The 15,795-nt window shown below is 68.1% G+C and carries 15 protein-coding genes; 6 read left to right on the plus strand and 9 right to left on the minus strand.

The annotated features are described in order from the left end of the window. Positions 1-7: 7 nt before the first annotated feature. Positions 8-211, minus strand: coding sequence for a putative motility protein (locus tag ACQ1W9_RS07855; protein ID WP_346062115.1), 204 nt, complete (start codon positions 209-211; stop codon positions 8-10). A gap of 146 nt (positions 212-357) precedes the next feature. Between ACQ1W9_RS07855 and ACQ1W9_RS07860 the strand changes: the two genes are divergently transcribed. Next, complete coding sequence (locus tag ACQ1W9_RS07860) at positions 358-711, plus strand: zinc ribbon domain-containing protein YjdM (protein ID WP_346062116.1); 354 nt, start codon at positions 358-360, stop codon at positions 709-711. A 73-nt stretch (positions 712-784) separates the two neighbouring features. Beyond that, positions 785-1,492 carry a TetR family transcriptional regulator gene (locus ACQ1W9_RS07865; RefSeq protein WP_431026082.1) on the plus strand — a complete coding sequence of 236 codons (708 nt, stop codon included), beginning with the start codon at positions 785-787 and terminating at the stop codon, positions 1,490-1,492. Positions 1,493-1,516: 24 nt separating this feature from the next. Here the strand turns inward: ACQ1W9_RS07865 and ACQ1W9_RS07870 are convergent, their stop codons facing one another. Both ACQ1W9_RS07870 and ACQ1W9_RS07875 read right to left on the minus strand, forming a co-directional pair. Beyond that, positions 1,517-2,416 (minus strand): PA2778 family cysteine peptidase, encoded by a 900-nt coding sequence (locus ACQ1W9_RS07870; RefSeq protein WP_431026083.1) that lies wholly within the window; start codon positions 2,414-2,416, stop codon positions 1,517-1,519. Between the two features lie 58 nt (positions 2,417-2,474). Beyond that, the gene (locus ACQ1W9_RS07875) at positions 2,475-2,867 is read right to left on the minus strand and encodes a PA2779 family protein (protein WP_431026427.1); all 393 of its coding nucleotides are present in this window, start codon (positions 2,865-2,867) and stop codon (positions 2,475-2,477) included. Positions 2,868-3,119: 252 nt separating this feature from the next. On the opposite strand from ACQ1W9_RS07875, the gene ACQ1W9_RS07880 reads away from it, so the two are divergent. From ACQ1W9_RS07880 to ACQ1W9_RS07890, 3 genes are all read left to right on the plus strand, one after another. Next, entirely contained in the window at positions 3,120-3,650 is a 531-nt protein-coding gene (locus ACQ1W9_RS07880) for an HPP family protein (protein WP_346062119.1), read from the plus strand. A 117-nt stretch (positions 3,651-3,767) separates the two neighbouring features. Beyond that, complete coding sequence (locus ACQ1W9_RS07885; protein ID WP_431026084.1) at positions 3,768-5,468, plus strand: diguanylate cyclase domain-containing protein; 1,701 nt, start codon at positions 3,768-3,770, stop codon at positions 5,466-5,468. Positions 5,469-5,556: 88 nt separating this feature from the next. Then, on the plus strand, positions 5,557-6,009 hold the full coding sequence (locus ACQ1W9_RS07890; RefSeq protein WP_431026085.1) for a YchJ family protein: 453 nt from the start codon (positions 5,557-5,559) through the stop codon (positions 6,007-6,009). A gap of 37 nt (positions 6,010-6,046) precedes the next feature. Here ACQ1W9_RS07890 and ACQ1W9_RS07895 read toward each other — a convergent pair whose 3' ends face one another. The 5 genes from ACQ1W9_RS07895 to hutI form a co-directional block, all read right to left on the minus strand. Continuing rightward, positions 6,047-7,393: a Na+/H+ antiporter family protein gene (locus ACQ1W9_RS07895; protein WP_431026086.1), complete on the minus strand. Its 1,347-nt coding sequence runs from the start codon at positions 7,391-7,393 to the stop codon at positions 6,047-6,049. 80 nt (positions 7,394-7,473) lie between these two features. Next, positions 7,474-9,024, minus strand: a complete 1,551-nt coding sequence (gene hutH / locus ACQ1W9_RS07900; RefSeq protein WP_431026087.1) for a histidine ammonia-lyase — start codon at positions 9,022-9,024, stop codon at positions 7,474-7,476. Positions 9,025-9,286: 262 nt separating this feature from the next. Then, positions 9,287-10,966: a urocanate hydratase gene (gene hutU, locus ACQ1W9_RS07905; RefSeq protein WP_431026088.1), complete on the minus strand. Its 1,680-nt coding sequence runs from the start codon at positions 10,964-10,966 to the stop codon at positions 9,287-9,289. A gap of 65 nt (positions 10,967-11,031) precedes the next feature. Beyond that, positions 11,032-11,994 carry a formimidoylglutamase gene (gene hutG / locus ACQ1W9_RS07910; RefSeq protein ID WP_431026089.1) on the minus strand — a complete coding sequence of 321 codons (963 nt, stop codon included), beginning with the start codon at positions 11,992-11,994 and terminating at the stop codon, positions 11,032-11,034. 56 nt (positions 11,995-12,050) lie between these two features. Continuing rightward, entirely contained in the window at positions 12,051-13,268 is a 1,218-nt protein-coding gene (gene hutI, locus ACQ1W9_RS07915; protein ID WP_431026090.1) for an imidazolonepropionase, read from the minus strand. Between the two features lie 330 nt (positions 13,269-13,598). Here hutI and ACQ1W9_RS07920 point away from each other — a divergent pair, with 330 nt between their 5' ends. Further along, positions 13,599-14,930, plus strand: a complete 1,332-nt coding sequence (locus tag ACQ1W9_RS07920) for a YjiH family protein (RefSeq protein ID WP_431026091.1) — start codon at positions 13,599-13,601, stop codon at positions 14,928-14,930. 74 nt (positions 14,931-15,004) lie between these two features. On the opposite strand, the gene hutC is transcribed toward ACQ1W9_RS07920, so the two are convergent. Then, the gene (gene hutC / locus ACQ1W9_RS07925; RefSeq protein WP_431026092.1) at positions 15,005-15,721 is read right to left on the minus strand and encodes a histidine utilization repressor; all 717 of its coding nucleotides are present in this window, start codon (positions 15,719-15,721) and stop codon (positions 15,005-15,007) included. Positions 15,722-15,795: the final 74 nt, after the last annotated feature.

Here is a 15,795-nt window from a genome sequence, read left to right on the forward strand (position 1 = left end):
GGTGTGATCAGGCATAGGTGTTGATCTGGGTACCCAGATGGCCCTGGTCGGCCAGCTGCGGTTCGGCGGAGGCGGACTCCATCAGGGCGGTGACCTGCTGCTGCTGGGTGGTCAGGGCCTCCTTGAAGATCTGCATCTGTGCCTGCTGGGCCACCTGGGCCTGCTGCATCACCAGTGCCTGGCTGACGGTGTTATTGACGGCCGAGTCCATATGAGTACTCCTTTATTTAGCGAGAGACTCCCTCACGCTACCAGCCCGGACGCCGCGATGCCAGGCCTGGGTGCGGGCGCCCACTGGTCTCGCCGCGGCCGGCGGTGTAGGCTTGCCGGCTTTCCCGTTAGCGCAAGGACCCCGTGATGAGTGAACTGCCCAACTGTCCCGCCTGTGGCTCCGAATACACCTATGAGGATGGCATCCAACTGGTGTGTCCCGAGTGCGGCCACGAGTGGGCCAAGGACGCCGCGCCGGAGAGCGCCGAGGATGAGCTGGTCGCCCTGGATGCCAACGGCAATCGGCTCGCCGATGGGGATACCGTCACCGTGATCAAGGACCTCAAGGTCAAGGGGTCCTCCTCGGTGATCAAGGTGGGCACCAAGGTCAAGGGCATTCGCCTGATCGAGGGCGACTCCGAGGGTGGCCATAACCTCGACTGCAAGGTGGAGGGCATCGGTCCCCTGAAGCTCACCTCGAAGTTCGTCAAGAAGGCCTGAGTCCGCCTCCGGGCCTCGTCGCCCCGCTCCGCTGTGCCTATGTTTTAAGGATGAGGGGGACGAGGAGGCCAGGATGAGCATGATTCCGATCGGTGGGGCGGTCACCGAGACCGCTCCCGTCGCGCCTCACGACACTGCCAACCACGCCGGGCATCGCCACGCCGGGCGTCGCCGCGCCGACGATATTCTCGAGGCGGCCCTGCACCAGGCCGAGGCTCGCGGCTGGGAGGCGGTGTCGCTGATCGCGGTGGCCGACCACCTGGGCTTGCCCGCGGCGGCGGTGCTGGATCATTACCGGGACGCCAACGACTTGGCCGATGCCTGGTTCCTTCGTGGTTGGCGCGCCATGCTGGCGGACAAGCCCCAGGGCTTCGCCGCCTGGCCGGCCCGGAAGCGCCTGGGCCACTGCCTGCTGGCCTGGTTCGATGCCCTGGCGCCGCATCGCCGGGTGACGGTGCAGATGCTGCGCACCAAGGCCCATCCGCCCCATCTGCATACCTGGGTGCCGATGCTCTTCGACCTGTCGCGGACCGTTCAGTGGTGGCGCGAGGCGGCTCGCCTCGAGGCCCCTTACGGCAGCCGCCGCGCCCAACTGGAGGAGATCGGCCTGACCGCCCTGTTCCTGGCCACCCTGAGGGTCTGGGCCCATGACGAGAGCGAGGGGCAGCGGCGCACCCGGCGTTTCCTCGAGCGCCGCCTGGGTCGCGCCGAGTGGTGGCTGACCCGCTGCGAGGGGTGCCGCAAACGACACCGCCGAGGCCGCAGGGCCTCGGCGGGATAAGTCGCCGTCGGGGGAGGGCAATCCCTATAGGCGGCCCAGGGCTTCCTCGGCGTGGCTCTGCCAAGGGCCAGGCAGGGCGGCGGCGCGCTCGAGGGCGTCCCGGGCCCGCTCCGGCGCCTCGAGCCCGGCCAGGGTCAGGCCCAGGTTGAGCCAGGCCACCGCCAGTGACGGGTCCGCCTCGGTGGCGCGTCGGAAGGCCTCCACGGCGCCCCTGGGGTCGTCGCCGCCATGGCGGGCATTGCCCAGGGCGAACCAGCCCATGGCGGCCTCCGGCCAGCGCCGCGTCAATGCCTCCCAGGCGGGCAGGGCGGCCAGTGAGCCGTTGGCCTGCTCGAAGTCGGCGATGGCCTGCAGGCTACGCACTGGCCCGGTGCTGGCGGGTAGCTCCCCGGGGGGCAGGGCCACCACCGCCCAGCGTTCGCTGCGCGCCCAGGTGGCATCGAAGCGCTTGAAGGATTCGCGGCGAGCCGCTTCCATGCCGCTATGCACGATCATCTCTTCGGCGTCCAGGTCGTAGCCGATGGCCACCGCGTAGTGCCACATCGGCCAGGCCGGCAGCGACAGGTTCTGCATCACCACCACCGGGTGGCCGGCGGCCAGCTCCTCGAGCAGCGACTCGATGCGCCCATCCAGGACGAAGGGGACCCGCCCCTGGCGACGCAGGGTGGCCAGCATCTCCGGCTGCACGCTGCCGTCGCGCCCAGGCAGGAAGACCTGGGGAATCAGCTCGTCCACCGTGGCGTCGACGCCGCCGGCGTTGAGCACCATGGCGAGCGACGCCGGCCCGCATTGATAGTCCCGCTGGGCATAAAAGGGGATGCCTTCCAGCTGCACCCGGGGCGGCACGCCCATGGCCTCGGGGCTGGCCAGGCGCGGGGCGCTGGCGCAGCCGGCGAGGCCGAGGACGCCGAGGACCAACAGCACAACGCCCGCGAGGCGGGCGTTGAGGCGTGAGCGAGGAGCGGGGCGGCGGCCCCGACGCTTAGCGGGTAAAGGGAAAGACATTGGTCAGGCCCAGGATATCGGTGACCAGCAGGATCACGAAGACCGCGAACAGCGCGCCCACCACGCTGGCGCCGGCGGGCAGCTGTTCCAGTTGGTCGGCCATCTGACGCACTTCGGCATCGGAGAGCGCGGCTACGCGGGCTTCCACCTCGGCGGGGTCGACGCCCTGGGCGACCAGTTGATCCTGGACATCCTGGCGGGCGAGGATCTCGTTGATGCGTTCCCGATCGGCGCTGACCTGGTCCTGGCTCAGGGCCTCCTGGGTGGTGATCAGGCCGCTGGCCGGGCTGGGGGCGGCGGCGACCGGCAGGCTGCCGAGGACCAGGCAGAGGATCAGCAGCGGACTGAGGGCGCGTGCGATTGTTTTCATCATGAGAGGATTCCTTACTCTTGGGATGGGGCTTCCGGCTTCATTCCTTACGGCACTCAGGCGGGTGCCGTCACGCGATGCCCTTCCAGTATAGGGTTAGAGCCCTATGATTTTCATGCCTTTTTTTCGTCCGCCTCGGAAGGAAAGGAGAGAAGGGGGAACTTGTTATCGAGTTATAAGCAAACCAACCTTCACCTTGGTGGTGCGTTTTGTCAGAATCTTGCCTCTTTATGGTGCATTCAGTGGACGACAATGAAGAGTTACTTCGGCAAGATGCGCGGTGAACCCGCGCGGCGTGCCCGCGCCGACTGGCAGGATGCCCTCTGGTCCTGGGCCGGTGCCTTCGCCGGCATGGGCGCCATCTGCTGGCTTAGCGCCCATTGGCTCAGCGATCAGTTGCTGATCCTCGGCTCCTTCGGTGCCACCTCGGTGCTGATCTATGCCGCCCCCCAGAGTCCCTTCGCCCAGCCCCGCAACGTGCTGCTGGGCAGCATGCTGTCGGCCTGCGTCGGCGTGGCCTGTGCCCAGGCGCTGGGGACCACGGCGCTGGCCGTGGCCCTGGCGGTCTCCCTGGCCATCCTGGTGATGCAGTTGACCCATACCGTACACCCGCCTGGCGCCGCCGCCGGCTTGATCGCCGTGGTGGGTGGCCCCGAGGTACAGGCCCTGGGCTGGTGGTATCCGCTGATGCCGGTGGGGGTCGGCTGCGCGGTGATGCTGGTGGTGGCCATCCTGGTCAACAACCTGGCCCGCCATCGCCGCTATCCCGTGCATTGGCATTGAGCCAGGTCAGCTTTTTGCGCAACGTTGAAGCGGGCGGGCGTCGGCCTGTGCCAGTATGGCTAGATAGCTAGATATAAAACGTTGCCAGGGACTCGGCTCGACGCGGGGGGAAGTCGAATGGAAGAGCCGAGTGACCGGTATCCGCCAGGGCTTCGGGCGGGAGACGAGGCCATCTATCGCCGCCTCTTCGAGGCCTCGGCGGATGCCCAGTTCCTGGTGGGCGTGGAGGCGGGGGGCGAGCGTTTCCGCTATCTCCGGGTCAACGACGCCTTGGTCAAGGGCACCGGCATTCCACGCTCGGCCATGGAGGGGCATACCCCCGCCGAGGCGTTACCCAAGGCCCTGGTGTCGCTGATCGAGGAGCAGTATCGGCTGTGCCTGCTGGCGCGCCAGACACGGCTCTACGAACAGCACTTCCCGCTCCCCGCCGGCCAGCGCTGCTGGCAGACCCGCCTGACCCCGCTCTTCGATGACCACGGCGAGGTGTGTCTGATCCTGGGCACCGCCCGGGACATCACCGAGCTGCGCGACTTCACCCAGACCCTGGTGTCGGTGGCCGATACCCTGCCGGGCTTTATCTATCAGCTGCGCCGCGATGCCGACGGCCACTGGTCCTATCCCTATGTGGGCAAGCGGGTCAGCGAGATGTTCGGGGTCAGCGTCACCGAGGCGGAGGCCGATGCGGAGGCGCTGATCGGGCTGATTCATCCCGACGACCGAGAGCGAGTGATCCGCGAGAGCCTGGAGTGCGCCGAGCGCCTGGCCCCCTGGCATAGCGAGTTCCGCATGTATCACCGGGATGGCCGGCTACTGTGGCTGGAGGCCAACGACATCTCCCAGCGTCTGGAGGATGGCAGCCTGGTGTGGACCGGCTATGTCAACGACATCACCGCCCAGAAGCGGCTCGAGGAGCGCAGCGCGGCCAATGATCGACGCTTCCAGTTGCTGGTGGAGAATGCCAACGACATCATCTACACCCTGACCCGGGAGGGGTGCTTCGAGTATGTCTCACCGAACTGGACGGAGATGCTGGGCCTGGACGCCGAGGCGGCCCTGGGCCAGCCGCTGATCGACTTCGTGCATCCCGAGGATCGCCCCGCCGTGGCGGCCTTCCTGACGCGGCTGTTCGACTCCGGCAGCAAGCAGCAGGGGGTGGAGTACCGCATGCGTCACGGCGATGGCGGCTGGCGCTGGCACACCTCCAATGCTTCCCCCATGTTCGACAAGGACGGTAGCCTGGCCACCTGCATGGGTATCGCCCGGGACATCTCCGAACGCAAGGCCATGGAGGAGAAGATCCGCCATATGGCCCAGCACGACCCCCTGACCGGGCTGCCCAACCGGGCGTTGTTCTTCTCCCACCTGGACAAGGCCATTCAACTGGCCCTGCGCCAGCGTCAGCCACTGGCGCTGATGTTTATCGACCTGGACAAGTTCAAGCCGGTCAACGACACCCATGGCCATGGGGTCGGCGATCGCCTGCTGATCGCCGTGGCGCGGCGCATGGAGGCGCGGCTGCGCGCCTCGGATATCATCGGGCGTATCGGCGGTGACGAGTTCGTGGTGCTGCTGCCGCTGATCAGCGGCCGCGACGATGCCCACGGGGTGGCGGAGGCGCTCTGTACTGCCCTGCGCGAGCCCTTCGTGGTGGATCACCTGACCCTGAGCGTCTCCGCCAGCATCGGCCTGGCGCTCTGTCCCGAGCATGCCGAGGAGAGCCAGGCCCTGGCCCACTATGCCGACCAGGCCATGTACCTGGCCAAGGAGCGCGGCCGCGACCGGGTGGTGGTCTATGGCGAGGGCCGACGCCACCGCTGAGCCGCCTCCGGCGACCCGCTCCCGGTGGGCGGACAGGGCGCGGCGGGCGTGGCACACTGGCGCGCCGACGACCGAGGAGAGCCAAGAGATGGACAAGCGAGCCTGCCCCTGTGGCAGTGGGGCCGCCTACGCCGATTGCTGCGGCCCCTACCATCGAGGGGGGCCGGCACCGACCCCGGAGGCGCTGATGCGCTCCCGCTATAGCGCCTTCGCCATGAACCTGACCGATTACCTGCTGGCCAGCTGGCATGCATCGACACGGCCCGCCAGCCTGGCGGCGGACGACCAGACCCGCTGGGTGCGCCTGGAGATCATGGAGAGCGAGGCGGCGGGAGCGCAGGGCCGGGTGCACTTTCGCGCCACCTTCCGGGAGGGCCGTCGCTGGGCGGTGCTCGAGGAAGCATCCCGCTTCCTGCGTGAGGAGGGGCGTTGGTACTACCAGGATGGGGAGACCTCGATGAGTCGCCTCAAGCCGGGGCGCAACGATCCCTGCCCGTGCGGCAGCGGGCGCAAGTTCAAGGCCTGCTGCGGGGCGGCCTGAGGCGATAACGCCGGGACAGGCCCCGGCGTGGTCAACATCACAGGATCATGGCGGCGATCCAGCCGAAGGCGATCAGCGGGATATTGTAGTGCAGGAAGGTGGGCACCACGCTGTCCCAGATATGGTCATGCTGGCCGTCGGCATTGAGGCCGGCGGTGGGCCCCAGCGTCGAGTCGGAGGCCGGCGAGCCGGCATCGCCCAGGGCCGCGGCGGTGCCGACCAGGGCGATGGTGGCCATCGGCGAGAAGCCGAAGGTCAGTGCCAGGGGCACATAGAGGGAGGCGATGATGGGGATGGTCGAGAAGGAGGAGCCGATGCCCATGGTGATAAAGAGCCCCACCAGCAGCATGATCAGCGCCGCCAGCCCCTTGTTGTCGCCGATCAGGGCGGTGGAGCCCTCGACCAGGCCCTGCACCTCGCCGCTGGCCTGCATCACGCTGGCGAAGCCCGCCGCCGAGATCATGATAAAGCCCACCAGGGCCATCATGCGCATGCCCTCGGTGAAGATGCCGTCCTGTTCGTGCCAGTGGAAGACGCCGCTCAGCGACAGCAGGGCGAAGCCGAAGATGCCCCCCAGCACCATGGAGCCGGTGGTGAGCTGTACCGCCACCGTGCCGACCAAGGCGATGCCCAGCACCGCTTTCTGCCAGCCGGCCAGGTGACGGGCCGCCTGGGCCGGCGTCTCGTCGCCGTGGGCCAGGTCGCGGTCCTCGTAGTCGCGTCCCTTGCGGTAGCTGAACAGTGCCGCCACCGCGAGCCCCAGCGCCATGCCGCCGATGGGGATGATCATGGCTAGGGGCACCATCTGACGGGTGACCTCCAGGCCCAGCTCGGCGCCGCTCTCGTTGAGGTTGGTGAGCAGGATGTCATTGAGGAAGATGGCCCCGAAGCCCACCGGCAGCAGCATATAGGGCGCGGTGATACCGAAGGTGATGACGCAGGCCACCAGGCGCCGGTCGAGGCGCAGGTGGTTCATCAGCTTGAGCAGCGGCGGCACCAGCACCGGGATAAAGGCGATATGCACCGGAATCAGGTTCTGGGAGCTCACCGCCGCCGCCAGCAGGGCCGCCAGCAGGGTATAGGTGACCAGGCGGCGATTGTCGCTCTGGGAGTCCAGGTTGAGCCCGGCGATGGCGCGGTTGGCCAGCAGCTCGGTGATCCCCGAGCGCGACAGGGCCACGGCGAAGGCGCCCAGCACCGCATAGGAGAGGGCGATGGTGGCGCCGTTGCCGAGGCCGTCGTTGAAGGCGTCGAGGATCTCCCCGATGGGCATGCCCGCATAGAGGCCCCCCACCAGGGTGGCGACGATCAGGGCGAAGACCACGGAGACCCGAGCCAGACTCAGGCCGACCATCACCAGGATGGCAAGAACGATAGCATTCATGATGGGCTCTTATCGTTGGGAACGAATGCACTGACGCCCCCACGGCACCCGCCGTGGGGACACGGGACATGCCGGGCGGCTCAGTGGCAGCTGGGCAGCATACCGGCGGGTACTAGGGGGCTCAAGGCGCGGCCGGCCAGCAGCTCGGTGGCGGCCTCGATATCCGGCGCGAAGAAGCGATCCTTGTCGTAGTGGCCGACGCGCTCGCGCAGGGTGGCGCGGGCCCCTTCCAGGGACTCGGAGGTGGTCAGGCGCCGGCCATCGGCGTCGGTCCGCAGGTCCAGCCCCTGGCAGGCGGCCAGCCACTCGATGGCGACGATGCCACGCACATTGGCGGCCATCTCCCAGAGGCGTTTGCCGGCGGCCGGGGCCATGGAGACATGGTCCTCCTGGTTGGCGGAGGTGGGCAGGCTGTCGACGCTATGCGGGTGGGCCAGGGCCTTGTTCTCGCTGGCCAGGGCCGCGGCGGTGACCTGGGCGATCATAAAGCCGGAGTTGACCCCGCCTTTCTCCACCAGGAAGGGCGGCAGCTGGGACATATGCTTGTCCATCATCAGCGAGATGCGCCGCTCGGTGAGGGAGCCGATCTCGGCGATGGCCAGGGCGAGATTGTCCGCCGCCATGGCCACCGGCTCGGCGTGGAAGTTGCCGCCGGAGATGATGTCGTCGTCCTCGGCGAACACCAGGGGGTTGTCGGAGACCGCATTGAGCTCCACGGCCAGCACCTCGGCGGCCTGGCGCAGCTGGGTCAGGGCGGCGCCCATCACCTGGGGCTGGCAGCGCAGGGAGTAGGGGTCCTGCACCCGGTCACACTGGGCGTGGGAGTCACCGATGGCGCTATGCTCCCCCAGCAGGTGGCGGTAGGCGGCGGCGGCATCGATCTGGCCTTGTTGTCCACGTACCTCATGAATCCGCGCATCGAAGGGCGAACGGGAGCCGAGGGTCGCCTCCACGGTGAGGGCGCCGCACACCGTGGCGGCGGCATGCAGGTCTTCCGCCTCGAAGAGGCCGCGCAGGGCGTAGGCAGTGGAGACTTGGGTGCCGTTGAGCAGCGCCAGGCCCTCCTTGGGGGCCAGGTTCAGGGGCTCGAGGCCGGCCACCTTCAGGGCCTCGCTGGCGGGCAGCCATTCGCCCCGGTGGCGGGCCTTGCCCTCGCCGAGCAGCACCACGCTCATATGGGCCAGCGGTGCCAGGTCGCCGGAGGCGCCCACCGAGCCCTTGAGGGGGATATGCGGGTAGACCTCGGCGTTGATCAGCGCCACCAGGGCATCGAGCACTTCGCGGCGGATGCCGGAGAAACCGCGGGCCAGGCTATTGACCTTGAGCACCATGATCAGGCGCACCAGGGCGTCCTCCATGGGCTCGCCGACGCCGGTGGAGTGGGAGAGCACCAGGGAGCGCTGCAGGTCCTCCAGCTCCTCGTTGGCGATACGGGTCTGGGCCAGCAGGCCGAAGCCGGTGTTGATGCCGTAGACGGTACGGTTCTCCGCGACGACCCGGTTGACGCAGTCGACACTGCGCTGGATGGCGGCATCGGCGCTGGCCGGCAGGCTGACCGACAGCGGCGCCTCATAGGCCTGGCGGGCCTGGGCCAGGGTCATCTTGCCGGGGTGGATCTCGAGATGGGTCATAACGCTCTCCTGAAAGAAGGCTCTTCTTAGATCAGCGTGGAGCACTACATGGCTGATCTTCGGCTAGCTATCGTGGGAGTTCGGCTTTGCCGAACGATTGGCGCCGCCAGGCGCCTTGGTGCTTGCCAGGATCGCCCTTCGGGCGATATCGCGCGGAATCCGCGCTCCCACCATGGTATTCATACCAAAGTATGGTGAACCTGAAAGAAAGGGGCCGGCGAAGAGCCTGGGATTCACTCATCGCCGAATTCGAGTCAGGGCGTTACTTATCCAGCATCGGCAGGTCGAGGCCGTTGTCGCGGGCGCACTGCTTGGCGATCTCGTAGCCGGCGTCGGCGTGACGCATCACCCCGGTGCCCGGGTCGTTGCGCAGCACCCGGCCCAGGCGGGCATGGGCATCGTCGGTGCCGTCGGCGACGATCACCACCCCGGCGTGCTGGGAGTAGCCCATGCCCACGCCGCCGCCATGGTGCAGCGAGACCCAGGTGGCGCCACCCGCGGTGTTGAGCAGGGCGTTGAGCAGCGGCCAGTCGGAGACGGTATCGGAGCCGTCCCGCATCGCCTCGGTCTCGCGGTTGGGGCTGGCCACCGAGCCGGAGTCCAGGTGGTCGCGGCCGATCACCACCGGCGCCTTGAGCTCGCCGTTCTTGACCATCTCGTTGAAGGCCTGGCCGAGGCGGGCGCGATCCTTGAGGCCGACCCAGCAGATCCTGGCGGGGAGTCCTTGGAACGAAATTCTCTCACGGGCCATATCCAGCCAGCGGTGCAGGTGCTCGTCGTCGGGGATCAGTTCCTTGACCTTCTGGTCGGTCTTGTAGATGTCCTCCGGGTCGCCGGAGAGCGCCGCCCAGCGGAAGGGACCGATGCCCTGGCAGAACAGCGGGCGGATATAGGCCGGCACGAAGCCGGGGAAGTCGAAGGCGTTGCTGACCCCCTCTTCCAGGGCCATCTGGCGGATGTTGTTGCCGTAGTCGAAGGTCGGCACGCCCTGCTTCTGGAAGTCGAGCATGGCCTGGACATGCACCGCCATGGACTGCTTGGCGGCCTTGACGGTGGCTTCCGGCTGGGCCTTGCCGCGGGCCACGTACTCCTCCCAGGTCCAGCCCTGGGGCAGGTAACCGTGCAACGGGTCGTGGGCGCTGGTCTGGTCGGTGACCATATCGGGGCGCACGCCACGACGCACGAGTTCGGGGAGCACATCGGCGGCATTGGCGCACAGGCCGATGGAGATCGCCTTGCCCTCGGCGGTGTAGCGCTCGAGGCGCTTGAGGGCGTCATCCAGGCTATCTGCCTGCTCGTCCAGGTAGCGGGTGCGCAGGCGGAAGTCGAGGCTCGACTGCTGGCACTCGATGTTCAGCGAACAGGCGCCGGCAAGCGTCGCTGCCAGGGGCTGGGCGCCGCCCATGCCGCCGAGGCCGGCGGTGAGGATCCAGCGGCCGGTGAGGTCGCCGTCGTAGTGCTGGCGCCCGGCCTCGACGAAGGTTTCAAAAGTGCCCTGGACGATGCCCTGGGAGCCGATATAGATCCACGAGCCGGCGGTCATCTGGCCGTACATCATCAGGCCTTTCTTATCCAGCTCGTTGAAGTGCTCCCAGTTGGCCCAGGCCGGCACCAGGTTGGAGTTGGCGATCAGCACCCGCGGGGCGTCCTTGTGGGTCTCGAAGACCCCCACCGGCTTGCCGGACTGCACCAGCAGGGTCTGGGTCTCTTCCAGGCGCTGGAGGGTCTCGACGATGGTGTCATAGCAGTCCCAGTCGCGGGCGGCGCGGCCGATGCCGCCATAGACCACCAGGTCCTCGGGGCGCTCGGCGACGTCCGGGTGGAGGTTGTTCATCAGCATGCGCAGCGGCGCCTCGGTGAGCCAGCTCTTGCAGCTGAGCTCGGTGCCGGTGGGGGCGCCGATCTTGCGGGACGGGTCGTGACGGGGATCGCGTTGGGTCATGGGAGTCGCCTCGTTATTGCGTCGTTCGGTGATGGGGTGTCGTGACGTCTGGTGGGCCCTGTGGCTTAGCCGTTAAGCGTCAAATGGTGAATCAGTCGCGCCGCCGCCCGGGCGGTGCGCTTGTCGATATCCAGCTCGGGGTTGAGCTCGGCCAGGTCGATCAGGGCCAGCTTGCCGCTGTCGCGGACCCGGGTAAGCAGCGGTTCGAGCAGGGCCAGCGGCACGCCGTGGGCGGCGGGGGCGCTGACGCCGGGGGCCTCGCAGGCCGGCAGCACGTCGATATCGAGGGTCAGATAGACCAGGTCGCACTGGCCGATAAAGGCCGCGAGCTCATCGCCGAGGCTGTCCAGGCGGGCCGGGGTGATCTCGTGATCCTCGCGAACCAGCACGTCGAGCTCGGCGGCGCGGCTAAACAGCGCCCGGGTATTGGCGGCCCGACTCACGCCCAGGCAGGCGTAGCGGAAGGGCCAGCCGCGGTCCTGGCAGGCCTCGGCGATCTGGGCGAAGGGGGTACCGGAGGAGCGCACCTGGGCCGGGTCGCGCAGGTCGAAGTGGGCATCGAAGTTGATGATGCCGACCCTGGGCACCGGGCCGTCTCCGGCCGCCAGGTGACGGGCCAGGCCCGACCAGCTGCCGAAGGCCACCTCATGACCGCCGCCCAGCACGATGGGCAGATGGTCCTTGGCGAGCAGCTCGGCGACCCGCTCGGCCAGCCGCGCCTGGGCGGCTTCCATGTCGTCATCGCCGTGGCAGACGATATCGCCGGCATCCACGGCGGGACCCTGGCGGTGCCAGGCCAGGGGGGCCAGGGCCTGGCGCAGGGCCCGGGGGCCCTTGGCGGCGCCGATGCGCCCCTGGTTGCGGGCCACGCCGGCGTCGCAGGCGAAGCCCACCAGGGCCACGCCTGGCGTGGTGGTGGCCTGGGAGAGCGGCTCGACCACCTGGTGCCAGCGCAGGCTATCCGCCTCGGGATCCGCGCGGCCGGCCCAGGGGGACATATCGATGGCATCGAGATAGGTGGGATTCATCTCATCTTCCCTCGGTGATCGGGGCTACCCCGGGGACAGTCAACGCGAAGACGTGATCAGCCATGGGTCACCTCGCCGTTAAACACCCGCTGTTGCAGGCGTCCGGGCTGCACCGCATAGGCCAGGGCCGCCGGGGTCTCGACGCGCCACAGGCAGAGGTCCGCCGGGGCGCCGGCCTCGATGCGGCCCAGGCCTTGCCCGGCGAGCCCGAGCGCGCGGGCGCCGTGGGCGGTCATGCCGGCCAGGGCCTCCTGGGGCGTCAGGCGGAACAGGGTGCAGGCGAAGTTGAGCATCAGGGTCGGGGCGAAGATCGGCGAGCTGCCCGGGTTGGCGTCGGTGGCGATGGCCATGGGCACGCCGGCACGACGCAGCGCCTCGATGGGCGGCAGTTGGGTCTCGCGCAGGGTGTGGAAGGCGCCGGGCAGCAGCACGGCGACGCTGCCGGCCTGCTTCAGGGCGGTCACGCCGGCCTCGTCCAGGTACTCGATATGGTCGGCGGAGAGCGCCCCATGACGCGCCGCCATGGCGCTGCCCCCCAGGTTGGAGAGCTGCTCGGCATGGGCCTTGATCGGCAGGCCATGGGCCTCGGCGGCCTCGAAGACCCGCTCGCACTGGGCCACCGAGAAGGCGATGCTCTCGCAGAACACATCCACCGCATCCGCCACCCCCTCGGCGGCGGCCGCCGGAATCATCTCCTCGCAGACCAGGCGAATATAGCCGTCGCCGTCGTCCTGGAACTCCGGGGGCAGGGCGTGGGCGCCGAGCAGGGTAGTGACCACCCGCACCGGCAGGGCCTCGCCCAGGCGCCGGGCGACCCGCAGCATCTTCAGCTCGTCGGCCACGCTCAGGCCGTAGCCGGACTTGATCTCCACCGTGGTGGCGCCCTCGTCGATCAACGCCTGAAGGCGCGGCTTGGCGGCGGCGAAGAGCGCCTCCTCGCTGGCCTCGCGGGTGGCGGTGACGGTGCTGAGGATGCCGCCGCCGCGCCGGGCGATCTCCTCGTAGCTGACGCCCTCCAGGCGTTGCTCGAATTCATCGGCCCGGGAGCCGCCGAAGACCAGGTGGGTATGGCAGTCCACCAGGCCGGGGGTCATGACGCCGCCGCTGGCCATCGGCTCGCAGCCGGCGAGGGTCGCGGCGTCGAGCTCGCTCATCGGCGCCACCCGCTCGATGCGCTCGCCGGCCACGATCACTCCCATCGGCGTGGGCAGGGTGCGCAGGCCATCGAAGAGGGTGATATCGCGCCACAGGCGACGACTGGCTTGGGATGGCATAACTGCCTCCTCACTGGGCTGGGGTATGTATATACAATTAGCCTAGCCCGAAAAGGCCGTCAAGTCACCCCGTGTCGGGGGCGCGCCTGCCGCGGATCCATTTCCGCCTTTATTGCCATTTATCATTTTATTATCAATGGAATATAGCTTATCTCTCGTAAGGAAAAGGCGCCGCTCTGGAGTCGATTAAGACCAAAGTCTAAGGGCTTTCGGTAGGCGTGCCGGCCCCGGTTTGTCTATTGTATTGTATATACATGGCAAGGACGCCTTTCCCTGCCCCGAGGCTCTCTACCCAGAACTCGGCCGACAATCACAAGCGAGGCATCATCCGTGGACACTTCTCCCTCCAAGGCATCTCCGGCGCGGCGAGGCTCCGTCGCCACCGTCCTGAAACTCTTCGTGCCCAGCCTGCTGGGTATCCTGATCTTCTTCGTGCCCATCGAGCTCGGCGGGCGCAGCACCATCCTCCTCGACCACATGGTCGGCGGAGCCCGCGGCCTGCTCGGGGAGGCCAGCGGCTTCTATGCCCTGGCGCTGATCGTGGCCGGGGCCGCCTACCCGCTGATCAAGGGCTACTGGCGGCGCAATCTCACCGAGCGCATCTTTATCGTGCTGAAGATCGCCGGGGTGGCCGCGGCGCTGATGGCGCTGACCGGCTGGGGGCCGGACTTCCTGCACGAGCCGGATATGCTGCCCTTTTTGTTCGACAAGCTGGTGATCCCGGTGGGGCTGATCGTGCCCATCGGCGCCATCTTCCTGGCGCTGTTGATCAGCTATGGCCTGCTGGAGCTGATCGGGGTGCTGGTGCAGCCGGTGATGCGGCCCATCTGGCGCACCCCGGGGCGCAGCGCCATCGATGCGGTGGCCTCCTTCGTGGGCAGCTACTCCATCGGCCTGCTGATCACCAACCGGGTCTATCAGGCGGGGCAGTACTCGGCCCGGGAGGCGGCGATCATCGCCACCGGCTTCTCCACCGTCTCGGCGACCTTTATGATCATCGTCGCCCGCACCTTGGACCTGATGAGCGTCTGGAACCTCTACTTCTGGCTGACGCTACTGATCACCTTCGTCGTCACCGCCATCACCGTGCGCCTGCCGCCGCTCGCCGGCATGAGTGACGACAAGCGCGATGGCGAGCCGGAGTCCGTGCCCGGCAAGCGCCTGTCCACCGCGTGGCGGACCGGCCTGGCGGTGGCCGAGCAGGCCCCGGGCCTGCATCGCAGCGTGGCGCTCAACTTCAAGGAGGGGCTGGTGATGGCCATCAGCATCCTGCCGTCGATCATGTCGGTGGGCCTGGCCGGCCTGCTGGTGGCCAAGTACACCCCACTGTTCGCCTGGCTGGGCTGGCTCTTCTATCCCTTCGTGGCAGTCTGGGGACTGGCCGATGCGCCGGCCCTGGCCCAGGCGGCCGCCTCGGGGCTGGCCGAGATGTTCCTGCCGGCGCTGTTGATGGCTGAGGCGGAGTTCGTGGCGCGCTTCGCCGCCGGGGTGGTCTCGGTATCGGCGGTGCTGTTCTTCTCCGCCTCGATTCCCTGCATCCTCTCCACCAGCATCCCGCTCTCGGTGGGGCGCATGCTGGTGATCTGGTTTATCCGCGTGGCGCTGAGCCTGACCCTGGCGATCCCCACCGGCTACCTGGTGCAGGCGCTGGCCGGCGTGTAGCGCCCGCGCTGGCAGCGCAACGAAAAACGCCTCCCGGGTCTTGCCCGGGAGGCGTTTGCGTTTCCAGCGCCCGCCTAATCGCGACGGCTGCTGACCGTGGAGCGCAGCTTGTAGCGGTCGCCGGGATGAATCAGCCGCGCATAGCTGATCAGCTGTTCGCCGGACCAGGTGCGGCGCACCATGCTCAAACAGGGGGTGGCGGTATCGATGGCCAGCCAGTCGGCGGTTTGGGCATCCACCAGCATCGCCTCGACGATATGCTCGATATCGGTGATGGGGCAGGCCGCCACCAGCACCTCGTTGGGGGTCTGGTGGCTGAAGTCGCTGGCCAGGTAGTCGGGGACCCAGCGAGGATTGACGTAGCGATTCTCCAGCTGGATGGGGGTCTCGTCCTCGTAGTGCACCAGCAGGGTATGGAAGACCCGGCTGCCCAGGCGCATGCCCAGGCGCAGGGCCACCTCATCGTCCGCCTCGATGGCCTCCCGGGTCAGCACCTCGTTGCGGTAGGCGTGGCCCCGGCCGCGCACCTCCTCGGCGATATTGTGCACGTCGAGCAGCGGCGACTCCGCCTTGCGATCGGTGACGAAGGTGCCGAGTCCCGGCTGGCGGGTCAGGTAGCCCTTCTGCACCAGGTCGCGGATCGCCTTGTTGGCGGTCATGCGGCTGACGCCGAAGTCCCGGGCCAGTTGCTCCTCCGGGGGGATCTGGTGGTGGGCCGGCCAGTCGCCGCCGTGAATCTTCTCCAGCAGGTGCTGCTGAATCTGCAGGTAGAGCGGGGGGGAGCTACCCATGGGGTCGGTGTCCTTGCGCCACAAGAGAATGTCTATACAGCTAGTCTACCTGGCTTGCGGGGATCGGGCATCTC

Origin of the sequence: Halomonas sp. H5, from assembly GCF_050613175.1 — a bacterium.
GTDB classification, from domain to species: domain Bacteria; phylum Pseudomonadota; class Gammaproteobacteria; order Pseudomonadales; family Halomonadaceae; genus Bisbaumannia; species Bisbaumannia salifodinae.

Bases quoted from the DNA above. Each gene is read 5' to 3' on its own strand.
- ACQ1W9_RS07855 (WP_346062115.1), bottom strand. From the start codon at position 211: ATGGACTCGGCCGTCAATAACACCGTCAGCCAGGCACTGGTGATGCAG.
- ACQ1W9_RS07860 (WP_346062116.1), top strand. From the start codon at position 358: ATGAGTGAACTGCCCAACTGTCCCGCCTGTGGCTCCGAATACACCTAT.
- ACQ1W9_RS07865 (WP_431026082.1), top strand. From the start codon at position 785: ATGAGCATGATTCCGATCGGTGGGGCGGTCACCGAGACCGCTCCCGTC.
- ACQ1W9_RS07875 (WP_431026427.1), bottom strand. From the start codon at position 2,867: ATGAAAACAATCGCACGCGCCCTCAGTCCGCTGCTGATCCTCTGCCTG.
- ACQ1W9_RS07880 (WP_346062119.1), top strand. From the start codon at position 3,120: ATGAAGAGTTACTTCGGCAAGATGCGCGGTGAACCCGCGCGGCGTGCC.
- ACQ1W9_RS07885 (WP_431026084.1), top strand. From the start codon at position 3,768: ATGGAAGAGCCGAGTGACCGGTATCCGCCAGGGCTTCGGGCGGGAGAC.
- ACQ1W9_RS07890 (WP_431026085.1), top strand. From the start codon at position 5,557: ATGGACAAGCGAGCCTGCCCCTGTGGCAGTGGGGCCGCCTACGCCGAT.
- ACQ1W9_RS07895 (WP_431026086.1), bottom strand. From the start codon at position 7,393: ATGAATGCTATCGTTCTTGCCATCCTGGTGATGGTCGGCCTGAGTCTG.
- hutH (WP_431026087.1), bottom strand. From the start codon at position 9,024: ATGACCCATCTCGAGATCCACCCCGGCAAGATGACCCTGGCCCAGGCC.
- hutU (WP_431026088.1), bottom strand. From the start codon at position 10,966: ATGACCCAACGCGATCCCCGTCACGACCCGTCCCGCAAGATCGGCGCC.
- hutG (WP_431026089.1), bottom strand. From the start codon at position 11,994: ATGAATCCCACCTATCTCGATGCCATCGATATGTCCCCCTGGGCCGGC.
- hutI (WP_431026090.1), bottom strand. From the start codon at position 13,268: ATGCCATCCCAAGCCAGTCGTCGCCTGTGGCGCGATATCACCCTCTTC.
- hutC (WP_431026092.1), bottom strand. From the start codon at position 15,721: ATGGGTAGCTCCCCCCCGCTCTACCTGCAGATTCAGCAGCACCTGCTG.